We start from the raw sequence: 16,313 nt of genomic DNA, 5'->3' as shown, positions 1-16,313 counted from the left end.
TCCCCACGCATACGCTGCGGCCGCGGCCTCGCAAAGTTTCGCACCCGAAATGATCCGGCGACACGCCGGTGGCAGAACTAGCCCGCATTTCTCACCAGGTCCACGTCGCGAGAGCGTCAAGCGTGCGCCAGATCGGGCCGCACGGAGCGCCGAGCGACGCAGGCGGACTCGACAGTCCGTCGAGGAGCGAGGCGCGAGTACGGCCCGAGATGGCGTGCGATGGACGCTCGCAGCAGGGACCTGGTGAGACATGCGGGCTAGCCCGTCGCGTCTCCGCGCAGCAGCGTGGTCGCGCTCGCGATGGCGGCACGGGTGCCGGCGACCGCGAGGACGTCGCCGCGGTCGAGCTTCTCGCTCGCGGTCGGCACGACCGGGAGGCCGGCGCGCAGGATGACGAGGACCGACGCGCCGGTCCGGCCGCGCAGGTTCAGGTCCGCGAGGGTCCGGCCGATCGCAGGACTCCCGTCGTCGAGGCGCACGGCCACCGGTTCGCCGAGGCCGGCGAGCATCGCGTGGACGCTGGTGAGCGCGGGTGGGGCCGTCGCGACGTCGCCGCTGCGGCGCGCATACGTCGTGAGGACCTCGACGATCGCCTGTGAGCCGGCGCGCACGTGGCCTTGGAGGTTGGTGGCGCTCTGCCAGAGGGCGAGGCCGAAGGCGCCGAGCAGCGCCAGCAGGAGGATCGGACCCGGGTAGCTCGGGAGGAATGGTTGGGTCACGGCCACGACCACGACCGCCGCGCCGAGGAGGATGCCGAGCTGGAGCGTCACGATGAGGGCGCGGCGGGGCGCGGCGTCGAGATCGAGGGCGCCGCGACGACGCGGCAGCGCCGACTCCGCGAGGGCGTCGGCGAGCCGGCGCGACAACCGGCCGATCCCGATCACGAACGGCAGTGACGCGGCGATCGCCGCCCCGATCTCGAAGAGCAGGGCGTGCACGGAGTCGAGGCCGAGCCAGCGGGTCAGGAGTGCGGCCCCGTCATCGATCCAGATCGCGGTCGCGACGATCAGGCCGCAGAGGAGCGCGGCGTCGACGGCGATCAGGCGCAGGAATCCGCGCAGCTCGCTCCCCGAGCGCCGGGCCGATGACTCGCGCATCCGCTCCAGCCACGTACCGTAGAAGGTGGTGAACGTCTGGAGCGGCGCGGGCAGCTTCCGATCGACCCAGTCGGCGGCGGGCTCGGCGGCCGCGATGAGCCAGGGGGTCGTAAGGGTCGTGATCGCGGACACCGCGACGGCGACCGGGTAGAGGAACTCGCGAGTCGCGCCGAGCGTCAGCCCGAGCCCGGCGATGATGAAGGAGAACTCGCCGATCTGCGCGAGGCTCATCCCGGCCTGGAGCGCTGTTCGCATGCCGCTGCCCGTGAGGAACGCGCCGACCGTGACCCCGGTGATCTTCCCGAAGATCACGACCGCCGTGAGCACGACGACGGCACCCCAGTTCTCGAGCACCAATGCCGGGTCGATCAGGATGCCCACCGAAACGAAGAACACCGCGGCGAACACGTCTCGCACCGGACGGACCAGGTGCTCGATCGGCTCGGCATGGCCGGACTCCGCGACCAGCGACCCGGCGAGAAACGCGCCGAGCGCGACGGAGTATCCGAAGGTGTGGGCCACCCAGGCGGTGAGGAAGCAGATGCCGATGCTGGCGACGAGCGTGGTCTCCTCGCGCTCGAGGCTCACCACCAAGCGTACGAAGCGTGGGATCGTCGCCATGCCGGCGACGAGGAGGACGATGAGGAACGCGGTCAGCTTACCGATGGTTGCCGCGAGCGCCGTTGCGGAAAGACCGGCACCGGTGGCGATAGCCGTGAGGGCGGTCATGAACACGATGGCCACCAGATCCTCGATGAGCAGAATGCCGAGGACCAGCTCGCGCTGCCGCCGCTCGACGCGGCGCTCGTCGAACACCTTGGCGATGATCGTGGTGCTGGAGATCGCGATCGCGGCACCGATGAAGATGCTTTCGAGCACGGTCCAGCCGAAAGTGCGTCCGACGAGGAAGCCGAGCCACGCCACCAAGGGCGATTCCAGGATCGCGGTGAAGCCCGCCGTCGGGCCGACGCGCGCCAGCTTGCCGAGGCTGAACTCCAGACCGAGCGAGAACATCAGCAGGGTGACGCCGATTTCCGAGAGTGCCTGCACGGTGGGCCGGTCCGCCACCAGGGGAATGGACACGTGGGGCCCGACGATGAGGCCCGCGACGATGTAGCCGAGGACGACCGGCTGGCGCAAGCGTTGGAAGACGACGGTCGTCACCGCCGCGACGCCCAGGACGACCGTCAGCGACCGCAGGAACTCGTGGGCGTCGTGCATGCCGGGATTCTATCGGTCGCTTGGGCTCGCGTCGCCTGTCGGAGGTTCGGAGGTCGACGGGGGCGTTACCTTGCCCAGCCGCACGCCGATGCTACACGTTGGCGTGACCGGAGCGTCCGACGACGGATACCACACGCAGAGGAGCGAGGGGATGGCGACGAAGACGACGAAGACGAGTCCTGCGAAGAAGACCGCGGGCGCGCTACGTGCCGGCGCGAAGAGGTCCAAAGCCAAGGCGGTGACCAAGGGCGCACTCGCGGCGGGCGACAAGGCGCCGGGCTTTGCGCTGGCCGATCAGGGCGGGGCGGTGCACAAACTCTCCGATCACGCGGGGCGGAAGGTGCTCGTGTACTTCTATCCGAAGGCCGATACGCCGGGATGCACGGTGCAGGCGTGCAGTGTGCGTGACGCGCGTCCAACGCTCGGGAAGCGGGGGGTCGACGTGATCGGCATCAGCCCGGACAAGCCGCCGGCCCAGCTGAGGTTCGACATCAAGCACCGACTCGGATTCCCGCTCCTCGCCGATGCAGATCACGCCGTCGCCCGGGCGTTCGGCGTCTGGCGCGAGAAGTCCATGTACGGGCGCAAGTACCTGGGCATCGTGCGGTCGGCCTTCCTGATCGACGAGCAGGGAAGGATCGAGGCGGCATGGTACGGCGTGAGCCCGAAGGACACCGTACCAGGGGCCCTCGCCGCGCTTGCCGGCTGACGGTCAGTAGCGCCGGTGTGCGGGGGTCGGCGCCGGGGAAAGAGTCGGCGTGGAGCTCGGCGGCAGGATCAGATCGCCCGGTGCCGGGATCGGTCCCGGCGTCGTGCGGATGAAGTCGGTGACGCCGGGGACGCTCGGCTGGATGTCGACGATCGTCTTCGTGCCGCTGCCGTCGAGGTGCTCGATCTGGACCTCCGTGCGGTCGCGCGCCGCTCCCGGGCCTGCGAGAGCGACGCATGCGAGCGCGAGAAGGAGCGCGTGGGCGAGCCGATTCACCGGAGGCACGGTCGTCGGTAACACACGACGTCGGGCGTGTCAGGATCTTTCGGGGGGTCGGCCGCCGCTGGGGCGTTCGTTGAACCCGCGCGGAGGGCTGGTGTAGGGTACCCTCCTTCCGAGCCCCTCATGAACCTCGACAGTCTGCGCGACGAGCTGCGGCGCCGGGAGGGCGAAAGCCTCGCTTCGTACGCGACCCGCAGCAGCGACACCCAGGGGCGGGTCCACGCGGAGCCGGAACACCCGTTCCGGCTGCCGTTCCAGCGCGACCGCGACCGGATCATCCACAGCACGGCGTTTCGCCGACTCGAGTACAAGACACAGGTCTTCGTGAATCATGAGGGCGACTACTACCGGACGCGGCTCACCCACTCGATCGAGGCGGGGCAGATCACCCGGACGCTCTGCCGCGTGCTGGGGCTGAACGAGGACCTCGGCGAGGCGGTGGCGCTCTCCCACGACCTCGGGCACACCCCGTTCGGGCACGCGGGCGAGCGCGTGCTCGACAGGCTCATGGAGCCCTACGGCGGCTTCGAGCACAACGCGCAGAGCCTGCGGATCGTCGATCTGCTGGAGGAGCGTTACCCGGGGTTTCCGGGTTTGAACCTCAGCTGGGAAGTGCGCGAGGGCATCGTGAAGCATTCTTCCGAGTATGATCGGCCGCTCGTCCAGCGGTTCGAGCCCGGTGTGCGGCCGGTCCTGGAAGCGCAGATCGTCGATTTCGCGGACGAGATCGCCTACAACTCCCACGATATCGACGACGGCCTGAAGTCGGGCATGCTCGAGGAGCGCGATCTCGCCCCCGTCGCCCTGTGGGCGGACGCCCGCGAGACCGTCCGGCGCGAGCACGGCGACGCGAGCGAGAGCATCCAGCGCTATCAGACGGTGCGTCGCATCATCGACCGGCTGGTCACCGACATGATCGCGGCGATTCTCGGTCGCATCCAGGAGCACGGCATTCGCACGCTCGCCGACGTTCGCGCGTGTCCCGTGCGCCTCGCGGGCTTGAGCCCGGCCACGGCCGAGCGCAACCGTGAGCTCAAGCGCGTGCTCTTCGAGCGACTCTATCGGCACCACCGCATCACCCGCATGACCGTGAAGGCGCAACGCGTGATGACCGCGCTCTTCCACACCTACATGGAGGAGCCGCAGCAGATGCCGCCGCATGTGTACCGGCGGGTCGACGTCGACGACCCGAAAGCACGGGTCGTCGCCGACTACATCGCCGGGATGACCGATCGCTTCGCGTTCGACGAGTATCGCAAGCTCTTCGATCCGGACGAGCGCGTCTGAAGGTCGCCGATGAAGAAGGTTCTCGATCTCCTGATCCACCTCGAAGACCACAAGCACGACGGTCTTGGCCGGCTGTTCCTGGACCCCGGGGACGAGCGCGAGATGCGCCGCAGTCTTCGCGAGTACCTCGGGGCGAAGGTCACGGTGAAGTCCACCGTCGTCGAGGGACAGCGGCTCCGCGTGCGCGTGGAGCTTCCCGATTTCCAGGCCGAGAGCGACAATCTGGTCCGGCTCGCTCGCGATCTCGCCGGGCGTGCGCGGCCGGGCGCGGCGCTCGGTCAGCTCGAGGAGGCGCTCAAGATCTTCCCGCTGAACGGTGCGGCACTGAAAGGGATCGGGCGGGTCTGCTACGGCCGCGGCGACTTCGCCGGCGCGACGGCGTTCTTCGTGCGCGCCAACGAGGTGCTGCGGGAGGACGGTGAGGCGTTGAAGGCGCTCGGAGCGATCGCGCTGAACGAAGGTCGTGAGCCGAGCGCGCTCGCCTATTACGAGCGCGCCGCGGCCGCGAACCCCAAGGACGATGCGGCGCGGGAAGCGCTCGAGCGGCTTCGCGATCGGATGACCCAGAAGTTCCGTACGCCGGATGCATCGTCGGGGCCGTCGGATCCGCCGCCGCGACGCTCGCGCTGAGCGCGTCTCGACCGCGCAGGAGGCGGCGCAGGGGCCCGGAGGGTGTGCGGGGGCGGGGACGGCATTCGGGTCCGAAAACGGCGAGACGTCCGTTCGCGCGAGTGGCATAGTCGGCCCATGCTGCTGCATCGCGACGTGTGTTACCGGGCGCTCCGGACGCGCGACGCCCGCTTCGACGGCCGCATCTTCGTCGCCGTCCGCACGACCGGCATCTACTGCAGGCCGATCTGTCCGGCGCGGACGCCGAAGCTCGAGAACGTCGAGTTCCATCCGAGCGCGGCGGCGGCCCAGTCGGCGGGCTTCCGTCCGTGTCTGCGCTGCCGTCCCGAGTGCTCGCCGGATCTGGCCGCGTGGCATGGCACCTCGAGCACGGTGGCTCGCGCGCTCGGGCTGATCGCCGAGGGGGCGCTCGACGGCGATGATGCGGACGTCGGAACGCTCGCCGGGCGGCTCGGCATCGGTGAGCGGCAACTACGGCGGCTCTTCACGCGCCACCTCGGTGCCTCCCCGATCGCCGTCGCCCAGACGCGACGGATCCTGTTCGCGAAACAACTGGTCCACGAGACGCGCATGAGCATGACGGCGATCGCCGAGGCGGCGGGATTCGGCAGCCTGCGGCGGTTCAACGCGACGTTCCGCGACCTCTACGGCACCGCGCCGTCGGCGCTGCGCCGGCTCGCGCGCGGGAGCGCCGCCGACCGTGAGCCGATCGCCCGAATCACGCTCAAGCTCGGGTACGCGGGACCCTACGATTGGGAGGCGATGATCGGTTTCTTCGCGGCACGGGCGATCGCGGGCGTGGAAGTGGCCGAGCCGCGGCGCTACCGGCGAACGATTGCGCTCGAGGGCGCCTGCGGGACGGTCGAGGTCGAACCGATTTCCGGTCGCGATGCTCTCGCGGTCACCGTGCGCTTTCCGAGCGTCCGCGCGTTGCCGACGATCATCGCGCGTGTCCGCCGTATGTTCGATCTCGGCGCCGACGTGGCGGCGATCAACGCGGAGCTCGTGCGCGATCCGCGGCTCGCTGCTCTCGTCCGCGCACGGCCAGGCCTGCGGGTGCCGGGAGCGTGGGACGGCTTCGAGCTCGCCGTCCGCGCGATGCTCGGGCAGCAGATCACCGTGTCGGGGGCGCGGAGGCTCGCGGGGAAGGTGGTGGCGGCGTACGGCACGCGCCTCCCGGACGAGGTGGGCGAGTCGGCCGGCGGTCTCACGAGCGTGTTCCCGTCGGCGGAGCGCCTCGCGCGCGCAGACCTCGCGGCCCTCGGAATGCCGCGCGCCCGCGCCGCTGCGCTCGGCATGCTGGCTTCGGCCGCGGCGGCCAATCCGCGAATCTTCGAGCGTGCGCCACGTCTCGAAGAGGCGATCGCGCGCCTGCGCGCGCTGCCCGGCGTCGGGGACTGGACCGCGCAGTACGTCGCCATGCGCGCCATGCGGGAGCCCGACGCCTTCCCGGCCTCGGATCTCGGCTTGCTTCGAGCCATGGAGACGGCCGGCCGGCGCCCGACCGCACGCACCCTGGGGGAGCGTGCGGAGGCCTGGCGGCCGTGGCGTGCCTACGCGGCGCAGCACCTCTGGGCGTCGGCTGCCGCTCTGAAGCCGGCGTCCACGGAAGAGGCCGTCGCATGATGCGATCGACGTCGTTTCGACGAGGCCGCCTCCCGTCTCCGCTCGGCGCCCTGAGCCTGGTGTGGGACGGGGAGTGCGTGTTGCGCGCGCTCGATTTCGAGGACTACGAAGCACGTCTCCAGCGCCTGCTCGGACGACACTACGGAGCGTTCACGCTCGTGGAGGCCTCCGTTCCGACGGCGCTCGCCGAGCCGCTCGGCGCGTTCTTCGCGGGGGAGATCGGCGCGATCGACGTCTTGTCCGTTGGAACCAACGGTACGGCGTTCCAGCGTCGCGTCTGGCGGGCCTTGCGGGGTATTCCGGCCGGCCGCACTCGCACCTACGGCGAGCTCGCCGCGGCGATCGGCGCGCCGTCCGCGAGTCGCGCCGTCGGGCTGGCGAACGGCGCGAATCCGATCGCGATCGTCGTGCCGTGTCATCGTGTGATCGGCGTCGACGGAACGCTCACCGGATACGGAGGCGGGATCGCTCGCAAGCGGTGGCTGCTCGATCACGAACGGAGGGCAGGGGCATGAGCGTGTATGCGGATGCGGCGGAACGGTTTCGAGGTCTGCACGCGGTCGGCCGTACCCTGGTGCTGCCGAACGCATGGGATGCGGCGAGCGCCCGGCTCGTCGAGGGCGCGGGCGCCGCGGCGATCGCCACCACGAGCTCCGGCGTGGCGTGGGCGAACGGCTACCCCGACGGTGACGTCATTCCGCCGCGAGTTCTCGTCGACGCGGTTACGCGCATCGTGCGCGTCGTCGCGATCCCGGTCTCGGTGGATGCCGAAGGCGGATACGCGGAGGATCCGACGCGCGTCGCAGAGACGGTTCGCGCGCTGATCGACGTCGGGGTCGTCGGGGTGAATCTCGAGGACGGCAGCCGTGCGCCGGACGTCCTGTGTGCGAAGGTCACCGCCGTCCGCGAAGCCGCGGTACGTTCCGGGATCGATCTCTTCGTCAACGCGCGTACGGACGTTTTCCTTCGGGGGCTCGTGCCGCCCGAGCGTCGGGTCGCGGAGACGTTGGCGCGCGCGGCACGCTATCGCGATGCCGGTTGCGACGGGCTCTTCGTTCCGGCGGCCTCCGACCCGGAGGACATCGCCGCGCTCGTCGCCGGTACGGAGCTCCCGGTGAACGTCATGGTGATGCCCGGGCTGCCGCCGATCGCAACCCTCGCGGCGCTCGGGGTTCGCCGGGTGAGCGCCGGCGCGGCGATCGCCCAGGCGGTCCACGGCCTGACACGGCGGCTCGCGGCACGGCTGCTCGCCGACGGCGGCGATGCCGGGCTCTTCGAGGGCGCGGTGCCGTACGCCGAGCTCAACGGCCTGTTCGCGGCGACGGGGTCGTAGAAGGGGATCCGAATGGCGGTATGCGGAGCTCCGTGGGTTCCGAGTTGACATAATCCTGCTTATCGGACGTTGCGATTGTGGCTCGGAGGAGGGGCATCGCGGTCGCAGAACGCCCTAAAGCGTCTGTTCCGCGGCGCGGAGCCGTTACTCGGTGCGGACCACCGCGGCGCCGTCGGGCGCGGCCTTCGCGGCGGGCACGGTGCCGCCGAGCGCGGTCAGGTGCGCGCTCGCGACGTCGCGGTACTCGGATGCCGGATGCTTTTCGAGGAGCTGTGTGTACAGGTCCTTCGCCTTGTCGGCGCTGCCGGCGGCCTCGGCGTTGCGGGCGGCGCCGAAGAGCGACTCGGCGCCGAACGGTCCGGGCTCGGAAGCCGCGGTCGCGAAGGCGCGCTCGGCGTCGGCCGGCTTCCCGAGCTTCTCCTGAGCGTATCCGAGCCGGGTGTGCGCCAGCTGGCGCAGGTAGTCCGTCGGCGGCGCGCTGCGCAGGAACTTCTCGTAGGCGGCCACGGCGTCGGCGGCCTGATCGGCCAGCAAGAGCGCATTGCCGCGCTCGAGGATCGCGAGCGGGCCGTAGCTCGTGCCGCCGTAGCGGCTCGCGACGTCCTCGAACTTGACCGCGGCGTCGCCGTACTTCTTGTCGGTCAGGAGCGCGCGCGCTTCCGTGTAGGCGACCGAGGCGCTGGCTTCGCGACTCTGGCTGATCATGCGATAGGAGACGATCGCGAGCAGCAAGACGATGAGCGCGGCGAGCGCCGCCGTGACCGCCGTGCGGTTGGCCTCGACGAACTCGAGCGCCTGACGGCTGAGCGTCTGGAACTCGTCGGGTTGACGCAGGTCCTTCCGGGTGAGTCGTTGTTCGGTGCGCGCCACGGGTCTCCGATCGGCGAAGCGGCGGAACGTCCATCGGGCGGACGCTCCATGCGCTCGCGGCCGTTACATTTTGTATTTGAAGTCTTCGGGGGCCATCTTCTCGAGGATCTCGGCCCACTTGTCCCGCGAGACGTTGGAGAGGTTCTGTTCCTTCCCCTCTTCCATCTGCTGCAGGACGCTGGAGGCCTCGAGCACCTTCTTCGCGACCCAGATCGGGCTCTTGGTGCGCAGCGCGAGCGAGATGGCGTCGCTCGGGCGCGAATCGATCGTGACCTCGCGGTCACCGATGTGGAGGTAGATCAACGCGAAATAGGTGTTGTCCTTGAGGTCGGTGACTTCGATGCGCTCGACGGTGGCGTCGAGGTCGCCGATGATCCGCTTCAGCAGATCGTGGGTCATCGGGCGTGCCATCTTGATGCCCTCGAGCTCGGTGGCCATGGCGGTGGCTTCGAGCAGGCCGATCCAGATGGGCAGGTTCAGCTTGTTGTCGGGGTCTTTGAGGATGACGATGGGCGTCTTGGTGACGGGATCGAGCGTGAGGCCGCCGACCGTCATCTGGATGAAATTTTCGCGGCTCATGCCTCGCTCGAACGACCGGGGCATTGTTGCCAAAAGGGGTCCGGAACGTCAATCCCCGATGCGGTCGCGGGCGCGCGGCGCACGCTCAGCCGACCACCATGCGGTCCACGACGCGGTAGAGCTGATTCAGGTTACGGCACTCTTCGACGACGTCGCAGTACGGCTGATAGCGATCCATCTCACTGTCGCCGAATCCCCACGTCATGCGGTTCTCGGGGTTGAGCCAGACGAGCTGTTTCGCGCGCTGCCTGATTTCTTTGAGCACCCATTCGTGCGGCACGTTGTAGTTGTTCCGCGCGTCGCCCAGGATGATCACCGTGGTGTGGCGCGTGATCGCCGCCAGATGCTCGCGATGAAACATGCGGAAGGCGCGCCCGAAGTCCGAGTGCGCGTAGACGTTGATGACGTTGCCGCGGATCGCTTGGTCGATGGCCTGGTGGATCTCGTTCTCTTCGAAGAGCTTCGTGATCTCACCGATGTCGCTCACGAAGATGAAAGAGCGGACCTTCGAGTACAGGTCCTGGAGCGAGTAGACGAACTGCAGCATGAAGCGCGAGACGTTGCGTACCGAATCGGATACATCGCAGAGCACGACGACCTGCGGCTTCACGCGCTTGCGTCGGTCGAAGCGGATTTTGAACGGCACGCCACCGTACTGGAGATTCCTACGGAGCGTGTCCTTCACGTCGAACGCGCCCTTGCGCGCGCTGCGGCGTTTCACCGCGAGGACGTTCTTCAGGCGTTGCGCGAGCTTGGTGACCGCCTCCTTCATGCGACGGATCTCGTCTTCTGAGAGATAGTAGAAGCTCTTCTCGGCGAGCTGCTGCATGCGGGCGGCATCGAGCTGTCCGACGTCGCGCTGCTCGAGCTCGCCCCGCACCAGCCGACGGATCATCTCCTGGAGCTCCTGCAGGCGGCGGTCGACGAAGCGGCCCATTTGCTGGCGCCGGGGATCCGGCGTCCCCGCCCCGAGCGCGTCGCTGATCTGCTGCAGCTCGCGCGCGACGTCGCCGACGCCGAGCGCTTGCTGCATGCCCTGCGAGAACTGCCCCTCCTGGAACGCGCGCTCGATGCGCGCCACGCCGGCGCGCTGCGAGGCGTCGCGGAGCAACCGTTCGAGGCGCGCCGTGTCCTGATCGAGGAGCGCGCGCGTCAGCTCGGACGGCTCGAAGCCCTGCTCGTCCAGGAACCGTGCGAGGTCCTCGAGGAGCTTCTGGTACTCGGCGGGGTCGAGATCGAGGGCCTCCATCGACCGCGACGCGCCGCTCTTTACGATCTCGCCGACGCCGGAGAAGTAGAGGTCGAAGAGGTGGTCGTAGGTCGGGAGGTCGACGGCGCGCTTCACGAGCGTCGCGCGCAGCGCGTCCTTCACGCCGAGTCGCGACCCGAGCCCGACCAGGTCGAGGGCGCGGAACGTGTCCATGCTCTCGGCGAACGAGACCCGGACGCCGTTCTGGCGCAGCAGTCCGACGAAGCTGATGATCGTCTCGTCCACCGCCGTGCGCCCTGCCCTCGCGTGCCCCGACTAGTGGAGCACGTCCTTGTCGGACGCGACCACCGGCGGCGTTGCGATCTTGGCGCGCGCCTTCGCGACATGCTCCTTCAGCTCCGCGTGCGCCTTCCGGATATCCCCCTCGTATTTGAGTATGGTGCTGAGCGTATCGTCGACGAGGGCGGCGTCGAGCGTGTCGACGTTCAGAAGCATGAGCGCACGGGTCCAGTCGAGCGTCTCGCTGATGCTCGGTGTCTTCTTGAGGTCGAGCTTGCGGATCGCCTGCACGGCGTCGACGACCTCGTGGGCGAGTCGCTCCGCGACGCCCGGCACCTTCAGGAGGATGATGGTGCGCTCCTGCTCCTTGTCCGGAAAATCGATGTAGAGGTGCAGGCAGCGGCGCTTCAGGGCGTCCGACATCTCGCGGGCGTTGTTGCTGGTGAGCACGACGAGCGGCACGTGCTTCGCCTTGATCGTGCCGAGCTCGGGGACGCTCACCTGGAAATCCGAGAGCACCTCGAGGAGGAATGCCTCGAACTCGGTGTCGGCCTTGTCGATCTCGTCGATCAACAGCACGAGCGGCGTCGGCGACGTGATGGCGCGCAGGAGCGGCCGCGGCACGATGAAGCGTTCCGAGAAGAAGACGTCGTCCTGCCGCGCGACCCGGTCCACCGCTTCCTTCAAGCCCTGCGCTCCCGCGATCACCTCGCCGATCTTGTCCTTCAGGATCTGGGTATAGAGGAGCTGCTTCGCGTACTCCCACTCGTAGAGCGCCTTGGACTCGTCGAGGCCTTCGTAGCACTGGAGACGGATGAGCTCGTGGCCGAGGGCGCCGGCGAGCGCCTTGGCGAGCTCGGTCTTGCCGACGCCGGCCGGACCCTCCACGAGGATCGGCTTGCGCAGCTGGCTCGCCAGGTAGACGACGGTCGCGATGGTGCGATTGCAGATGTACTGCCGCCCCGCGAAGCGCCCGATGACGTCCTCGATCGACGAAAACATGCGCGCGGACGCTACCATGGGGGTGTCGCTCGGACAATTGTGTATACCGACTCGTCATGTGCACCCTCGCGATCTACGTGCGCTCGCTCCCGGGCTTCCCGCTCGTGATCGCCGCCAACCGCGACGAGTTCCTGGCGCGCGAAGCGACCGGACCGGCGCTGCTCGCGACCGCGCCGCGCGCCGTGGGCGGGCGGGATCTCCGTGCCGGCGGCACGTGGCTCGCCATCTCCGCGGACGGCGTCACCGCCGGGCTCCTCAATCGCCGCACCGGCGATGCGCCCGTTCCGACCAGACGTTCGCGCGGCGAGCTTCCGCTCGTCGCGTTGGGAACGGGGTCCGCCGGCGGCGCGCGGGCGGTGATCGGGGCGCTTCGCGGCGACGCCTACAATGCCTTCAACCTCCTGGTCGCCGATCGCAGCGAGGCCTGGGTCGCCCAGAACCACGACGACGAGATGCGGATCACGACGCTCACACGCGGCCTCCACCTCGTCAGCAACCTCGACGTGGACGATCCGACGTGTCCGAAGATCGCGCGCTCGCACGTTCGCTTCGCGGCCGCCGGCGACGCCTTCAAGCGGGACCGGGACGTCGAGGCTTTTCGCGCCGCGCTGCACGCGATCGTCGCCGACCACACCCTGACGCTCGATCCGCGCCTCCCCGACGCGCTCGGCGCGCTCTGCGTCCACGCGGGGCCCTTCGGTACGCGCTCGTCGTCGCTGCTCTTTCTCGACGACGCCGGCCGCTGGGCGCACTGGTTCGCCGACGGGCCGCCCTGTACGCGTCGCTACGAGCCCGCGCTCGTGCCCTGAGCAGCGGTCGGCTCGGAGTCGAGCCATACGTCGATGAAGCGTGAGGGCAGGAGCGGATGGATCGTGTACCCCTGCACACGGCGTTGCAGCATGACGTAGGCGATCGGGTGGTAGAGGAAGATCACGGGCGCGTCGTCGACGAGGAGGCGCTCGGCCTCCGCATAGGCGAGATTGCGCGCCGCCGGCTCGACGACGCGCTGCGCGCGCGCCAGCATCCGGTCGAACGCCGGGCTGGCGTAGAACGTGTGGTTGTTCGCGTCGACGCGGCTCGACTGGAAGAGCACGTCGAGGAAGTTGCTCGGATCGGGAAAGTCGGCCGACCATGCGAGGTCGAAGAGCGGCACCGTCTTCGGCTGGCGGACCGCCTCGAGAAACGCGCTCCACGCGACCTGCTTGATCTCCATCGCCACGCCGACGGCGGCGAGGTCGTGCTGCACCTTCTGCCCGATCTTGAGGTCCAGGTCGCTGCTCTGCGTCCAGAGCTCGGTCGCGAAGCCCGCCTCCCGCCCGGCTTCGCGGAGCAAGGCGCGCGCGCGCGCGGGGTCGTACGGGTAGCCGGTCGCGTCGCGCGTGTAGCCCGGCATCCCAGGGGGTACCATGCCCTTCGCCACGGTGCCGCGGCCGTTCAGGAGCGCGATCACGTCTTCCTTGTCGACGGCGTAGTTCAGCGCCTGGCGGACCCGGCGATCGTCGAAGGGCGGCATCTGGCAGTTGAATCCCAGGTAGTTCGTGATCAGGGTGACGCCGCTCACGAGGCGCCCGGGGCGCTCGGCGTCGGCCGCCCGGCGGATCGAGGGAAAGTCCGCGGGCGGGATTCCGGAGACGTCGATCTCGTCGCTCAGGAACTTCAGCCAGGCGAGCTCACTGTTCACCCCGGACTGCTCGACGATGCCGTCGAGGAACGGCCGGTCGGCTCGCCGGTAACGGGGGTTGCGTGCGAGCACGAGGCGCTCGCCGCGCCGCCATTCGCGCAGCACGAACGGTCCGCTGCCGATCGGCTGGTCGGTGAAGTCGTCGCCGAGCCGGCGCGCGTACTCCGCCGGCACGACCGCCGCGAACAGGAGCGCCATCTTGTGGAGGAAAAGCGGATCCGGCTGCTCCAGCGTGATGGTGAGCGTCGTCGCGTCCGGGGCTGCGAGGCCGGCGACGCGCGGCGCCCTGCCCTCGACGTAGTCGGCCGCGCCGCGGATCCCACGGTAGTACTCGGCGCCCTGCGAGCGGGTCTTGGGATCGAGGACGCGCTCCAGGCTGCCGACCGCGTCGGCAGCGGTGAGCGGGCTCCCGTCGGAGAACGTGACGCCGGCAGGCAGGCGAAAGCGGTAGGTGCGGCCGTCGTCCGTGACGCTCCAGTCCTCGGCGAGCGCGGGGACGAGGCGGCTGTCGTCGTCGTAGGTGACGAGCGTCTCGAACAGGTGTAGCTCGTACGTCCACGAGCGCGAGTCGTAGCCGAGCGCCGGGTCGAGCGTCGGGACGTCGTCGGGCGCGGCGAGTCGCAGCACCCCGCCGCGTTGCGACCCGGGGTTCCGCGGCGGCCATTCGAGGGCCGGGTCGCGGTAGCACGAGGCGAGTGCGGCGACTCCGAGAAGCGCTGCGAGGGCGCGCAGGCGCCGCCGTTCGATCATCGCCGCTCGGTCATCGCGTGGGCGTTCCGCGCTCCGCGATCCCGTACGCGATCAGGTTGAACGCCAGCACCGCGTACAGCACGGCGAGCCCGGGAAAGGCCATGAGCCAGGGCGCGACCCGGTAGTACGTCGAGGCCTCCTGGATCATCCGGCCCCAGGTCGGCGTCGGCGGCGGGACGCCGATGCCGAGAAAGCTGAGGCCGGCGTCGAGGAGGATCGTTCCCGAGGTGCTGAGCGCCGCGATCGCGACGAGCGTCGGGGCGACGTTCGGCAGGACGTGGCGAGCGACGATGCGCCCGTGGCTCGCGCCCATCGCGCGCGCCGCGAGCACGAAGTCCCGCTCGCGGAGCGACAGCGTCTCGCTCCGAACGACGCGCGCCACGCCGGTCCAGCTGACGAGCCCGATCACCACGAAGATCGTCCACACGCTCGGCCGCATGACCGCGACGAGCGCGACCGCGAGCAGGAGACCCGGAAAGGCCAGCATCACGTCCGTGCAGCGCATCAGCAGGACGTCGGCGGCGCCTCCAAAGTAGCCCGCCGCGAGCCCGACGGCCGTGCCGATCCCCATCGTCACGATCATCGCCACGATACCGACCAGGAGCGAGATGCGCGCGCCGTGGAGAAGGCGCGAGAGCACGTCACGACCGAGATCGTCGGTGCCGAGCCAGAAGGGCGCGCCCGGCGGCAAGGGCTCGGCGAGCTGTGGCGCGACCGGCGCCGTTGGGTCGTAGGGAGCGAGCGGCGGCCCGGCGATGGCGACTGCGACGAGCAGCGCGCCCATCGCAAGCCCGACCCCGAGGAGCCCCCGTCGCATCCCTGCCCTCATCCGAGGCGGATGCGTGGATCGACGATCCGGTAGAGAAGATCGACGACGAGGTTCGTGGCGACCACGAGCGCCGCGCTCAGCAGGACCGTGCCCATGATGACCGGAACGTCGAGCGCGAGCACGGCGTCGAAGGCCAGCCGACCGAGCCCGGGCCAGTGGAAGACGGTCTCGGTGAGCACGACGCCGTTCATGAGCGCCGCGAAGTCGAGTCCGACGATGGTGAGGAGGGGCAAGGCGGCGTTGCGGAGCGCGTGGACGGCGAGGAGACGCACCGGGCCGACGCCGCGGGCGCGCGCGGCGCGCACGTAGTCGAGCGCGAGCACGTCCTGCAGGTTCGTGTGCAGGAGGCGCGCATAGTACGCGCCGGTCCCGACCCCGAGGACCAGCGCCGGGAGCAGCAGGTGGCGCACGGTCCCGGCGCCTCCGAGCGGCACGAGCCGCCAGCGGAACCCGAGCCAGTAGAGCGCGATCATGCCGAGCCAGAAGACGGGGGCCGAGAGGACCGCCAGCGCGCCGACGAGGGCGGCCCGGTCGACGAAGCGGCCCGCGAACGGCGCGGTCGTGAGGCCGCCGACGAGCCCCACGACGAGCGCGATCGCGAGGCCGGCGGCGGCGAGCGCCGCGGTCGCGGGCAGGCGGCGGGCGAGCGTGGCGGCCACCGGCTGCCGGTTCGCGTAGGAGCGGCCGAGGTCGCCGCGCGCGAGCCGCCAGAGGTAGCGGCCGTACTGCGCCGGCAGCGAGCGGTCGAGCCCGAGTTCGTGGCGGATGGTCGCGAGCGTCGTCGCGTCGGCGCGCGGTCCGGCGACGACACGTGCCGGGTCGCCCGGGACGAGAAAGACGATGGCGAAGGTGATCCAGGTGGTGCCGAGGAGGATGACGAGCGCCCAGGCGAGCCGGCCGACGAGATAGCGCACGCTCCGTCCGGCCG

General features: G+C 69.8%; 16 protein-coding genes. 7 read left to right on the top strand and 9 right to left on the bottom strand.

Annotated elements, in window-relative coordinates:
• Positions 1 to 257: 257 nt before the first annotated feature.
• On the bottom strand, positions 258 to 2,318 hold the full coding sequence (locus tag IT293_20630; GenBank protein ID MCC6767070.1) for a cation:proton antiporter: 2,061 nt from the start codon (positions 2,316 to 2,318) through the stop codon (positions 258 to 260).
• A 151-nt stretch (positions 2,319 to 2,469) separates the two neighbouring features.
• Here IT293_20630 and bcp point away from each other — a divergent pair, with 151 nt between their 5' ends.
• The gene (gene bcp, locus IT293_20625; protein MCC6767069.1) at positions 2,470 to 3,027 is read left to right on the top strand and encodes a thioredoxin-dependent thiol peroxidase; all 558 of its coding nucleotides are present in this window, start codon (positions 2,470 to 2,472) and stop codon (positions 3,025 to 3,027) included.
• Between the two features lie 3 nt (positions 3,028 to 3,030).
• Here the strand turns inward: bcp and IT293_20620 are convergent, their stop codons facing one another.
• The gene (locus IT293_20620; GenBank protein ID MCC6767068.1) at positions 3,031 to 3,312 is read right to left on the bottom strand and encodes a hypothetical protein; all 282 of its coding nucleotides are present in this window, start codon (positions 3,310 to 3,312) and stop codon (positions 3,031 to 3,033) included.
• A gap of 120 nt (positions 3,313 to 3,432) precedes the next feature.
• Here IT293_20620 and IT293_20615 point away from each other — a divergent pair, with 120 nt between their 5' ends.
• From IT293_20615 to IT293_20595, 5 genes are all read left to right on the top strand, one after another.
• Positions 3,433 to 4,596 (top strand): deoxyguanosinetriphosphate triphosphohydrolase, encoded by a 1,164-nt coding sequence (locus IT293_20615; GenBank protein ID MCC6767067.1) that lies wholly within the window; start codon positions 3,433 to 3,435, stop codon positions 4,594 to 4,596.
• Between the two features lie 9 nt (positions 4,597 to 4,605).
• Positions 4,606 to 5,226 carry a tetratricopeptide repeat protein gene (locus tag IT293_20610; GenBank protein MCC6767066.1) on the top strand — a complete coding sequence of 207 codons (621 nt, stop codon included), beginning with the start codon at positions 4,606 to 4,608 and terminating at the stop codon, positions 5,224 to 5,226.
• Positions 5,227 to 5,343: 117 nt separating this feature from the next.
• A complete protein-coding gene (locus IT293_20605) occupies positions 5,344 to 6,852 on the top strand; it encodes a DNA-3-methyladenine glycosylase 2 family protein (protein ID MCC6767065.1) in 1,509 nt (502 codons plus the stop codon).
• Positions 6,852 to 7,367, top strand: a complete 516-nt coding sequence (locus tag IT293_20600; protein ID MCC6767064.1) for a methylated-DNA--[protein]-cysteine S-methyltransferase — start codon at positions 6,852 to 6,854, stop codon at positions 7,365 to 7,367. The genes IT293_20605 and IT293_20600 overlap by 1 nt, the downstream gene beginning before the upstream one ends.
• Entirely contained in the window at positions 7,364 to 8,185 is an 822-nt protein-coding gene (locus IT293_20595; protein ID MCC6767063.1) for an isocitrate lyase/phosphoenolpyruvate mutase family protein, read from the top strand. Before IT293_20600 ends, IT293_20595 begins: the two co-directional genes overlap by 4 nt.
• A 144-nt stretch (positions 8,186 to 8,329) precedes the next feature.
• On the opposite strand, the gene IT293_20590 is transcribed toward IT293_20595, so the two are convergent.
• From IT293_20590 to IT293_20575, 4 genes are all read right to left on the bottom strand, one after another.
• Positions 8,330 to 9,055, bottom strand: a complete 726-nt coding sequence (locus tag IT293_20590; GenBank protein MCC6767062.1) for a tetratricopeptide repeat protein — start codon at positions 9,053 to 9,055, stop codon at positions 8,330 to 8,332.
• Positions 9,056 to 9,118: 63 nt separating this feature from the next.
• The gene (locus IT293_20585) at positions 9,119 to 9,634 is read right to left on the bottom strand and encodes a bifunctional nuclease family protein (GenBank protein ID MCC6767061.1); all 516 of its coding nucleotides are present in this window, start codon (positions 9,632 to 9,634) and stop codon (positions 9,119 to 9,121) included.
• A gap of 85 nt (positions 9,635 to 9,719) precedes the next feature.
• Positions 9,720 to 11,129 carry a VWA domain-containing protein gene (locus tag IT293_20580; GenBank protein ID MCC6767060.1) on the bottom strand — a complete coding sequence of 470 codons (1,410 nt, stop codon included), beginning with the start codon at positions 11,127 to 11,129 and terminating at the stop codon, positions 9,720 to 9,722.
• Between the two features lie 30 nt (positions 11,130 to 11,159).
• Positions 11,160 to 12,125, bottom strand: a complete 966-nt coding sequence (locus IT293_20575) for a MoxR family ATPase (protein MCC6767059.1) — start codon at positions 12,123 to 12,125, stop codon at positions 11,160 to 11,162.
• 56 nt (positions 12,126 to 12,181) lie between these two features.
• Here IT293_20575 and IT293_20570 point away from each other — a divergent pair, with 56 nt between their 5' ends.
• The gene (locus tag IT293_20570; GenBank protein ID MCC6767058.1) at positions 12,182 to 12,934 is read left to right on the top strand and encodes an NRDE family protein; all 753 of its coding nucleotides are present in this window, start codon (positions 12,182 to 12,184) and stop codon (positions 12,932 to 12,934) included.
• Here the strand turns inward: IT293_20570 and IT293_20565 are convergent.
• Genes IT293_20565 through IT293_20555 form a run of 3 tightly spaced genes read right to left on the bottom strand, consistent with a single transcriptional unit; the run spans position 12,910 to position 16,299 of the window.
• Positions 12,910 to 14,556, bottom strand: coding sequence for an ABC transporter substrate-binding protein (locus tag IT293_20565; protein MCC6767057.1), 1,647 nt, complete (start codon positions 14,554 to 14,556; stop codon positions 12,910 to 12,912). The two genes, IT293_20570 and IT293_20565, sit on opposite strands and share 25 nt — an antisense overlap.
• 10 nt (positions 14,557 to 14,566) lie before the next feature.
• Positions 14,567 to 15,385, bottom strand: a complete 819-nt coding sequence (locus IT293_20560; protein ID MCC6767056.1) for an ABC transporter permease — start codon at positions 15,383 to 15,385, stop codon at positions 14,567 to 14,569.
• The gene (locus tag IT293_20555; protein ID MCC6767055.1) at positions 15,382 to 16,299 is read right to left on the bottom strand and encodes an ABC transporter permease; all 918 of its coding nucleotides are present in this window, start codon (positions 16,297 to 16,299) and stop codon (positions 15,382 to 15,384) included. Before IT293_20555 ends, IT293_20560 begins: the two co-directional genes overlap by 4 nt.
• Between the last annotated feature and the right edge of the window lie 14 nt (positions 16,300 to 16,313).

This window comes from Deltaproteobacteria bacterium, from assembly GCA_020848745.1.
In the GTDB taxonomy this organism is placed as follows: domain Bacteria; phylum Desulfobacterota; class Binatia; order UTPRO1; family UTPRO1; genus UTPRO1.
This window is presented reverse-complemented; position numbering and strand designations above follow the sequence as displayed.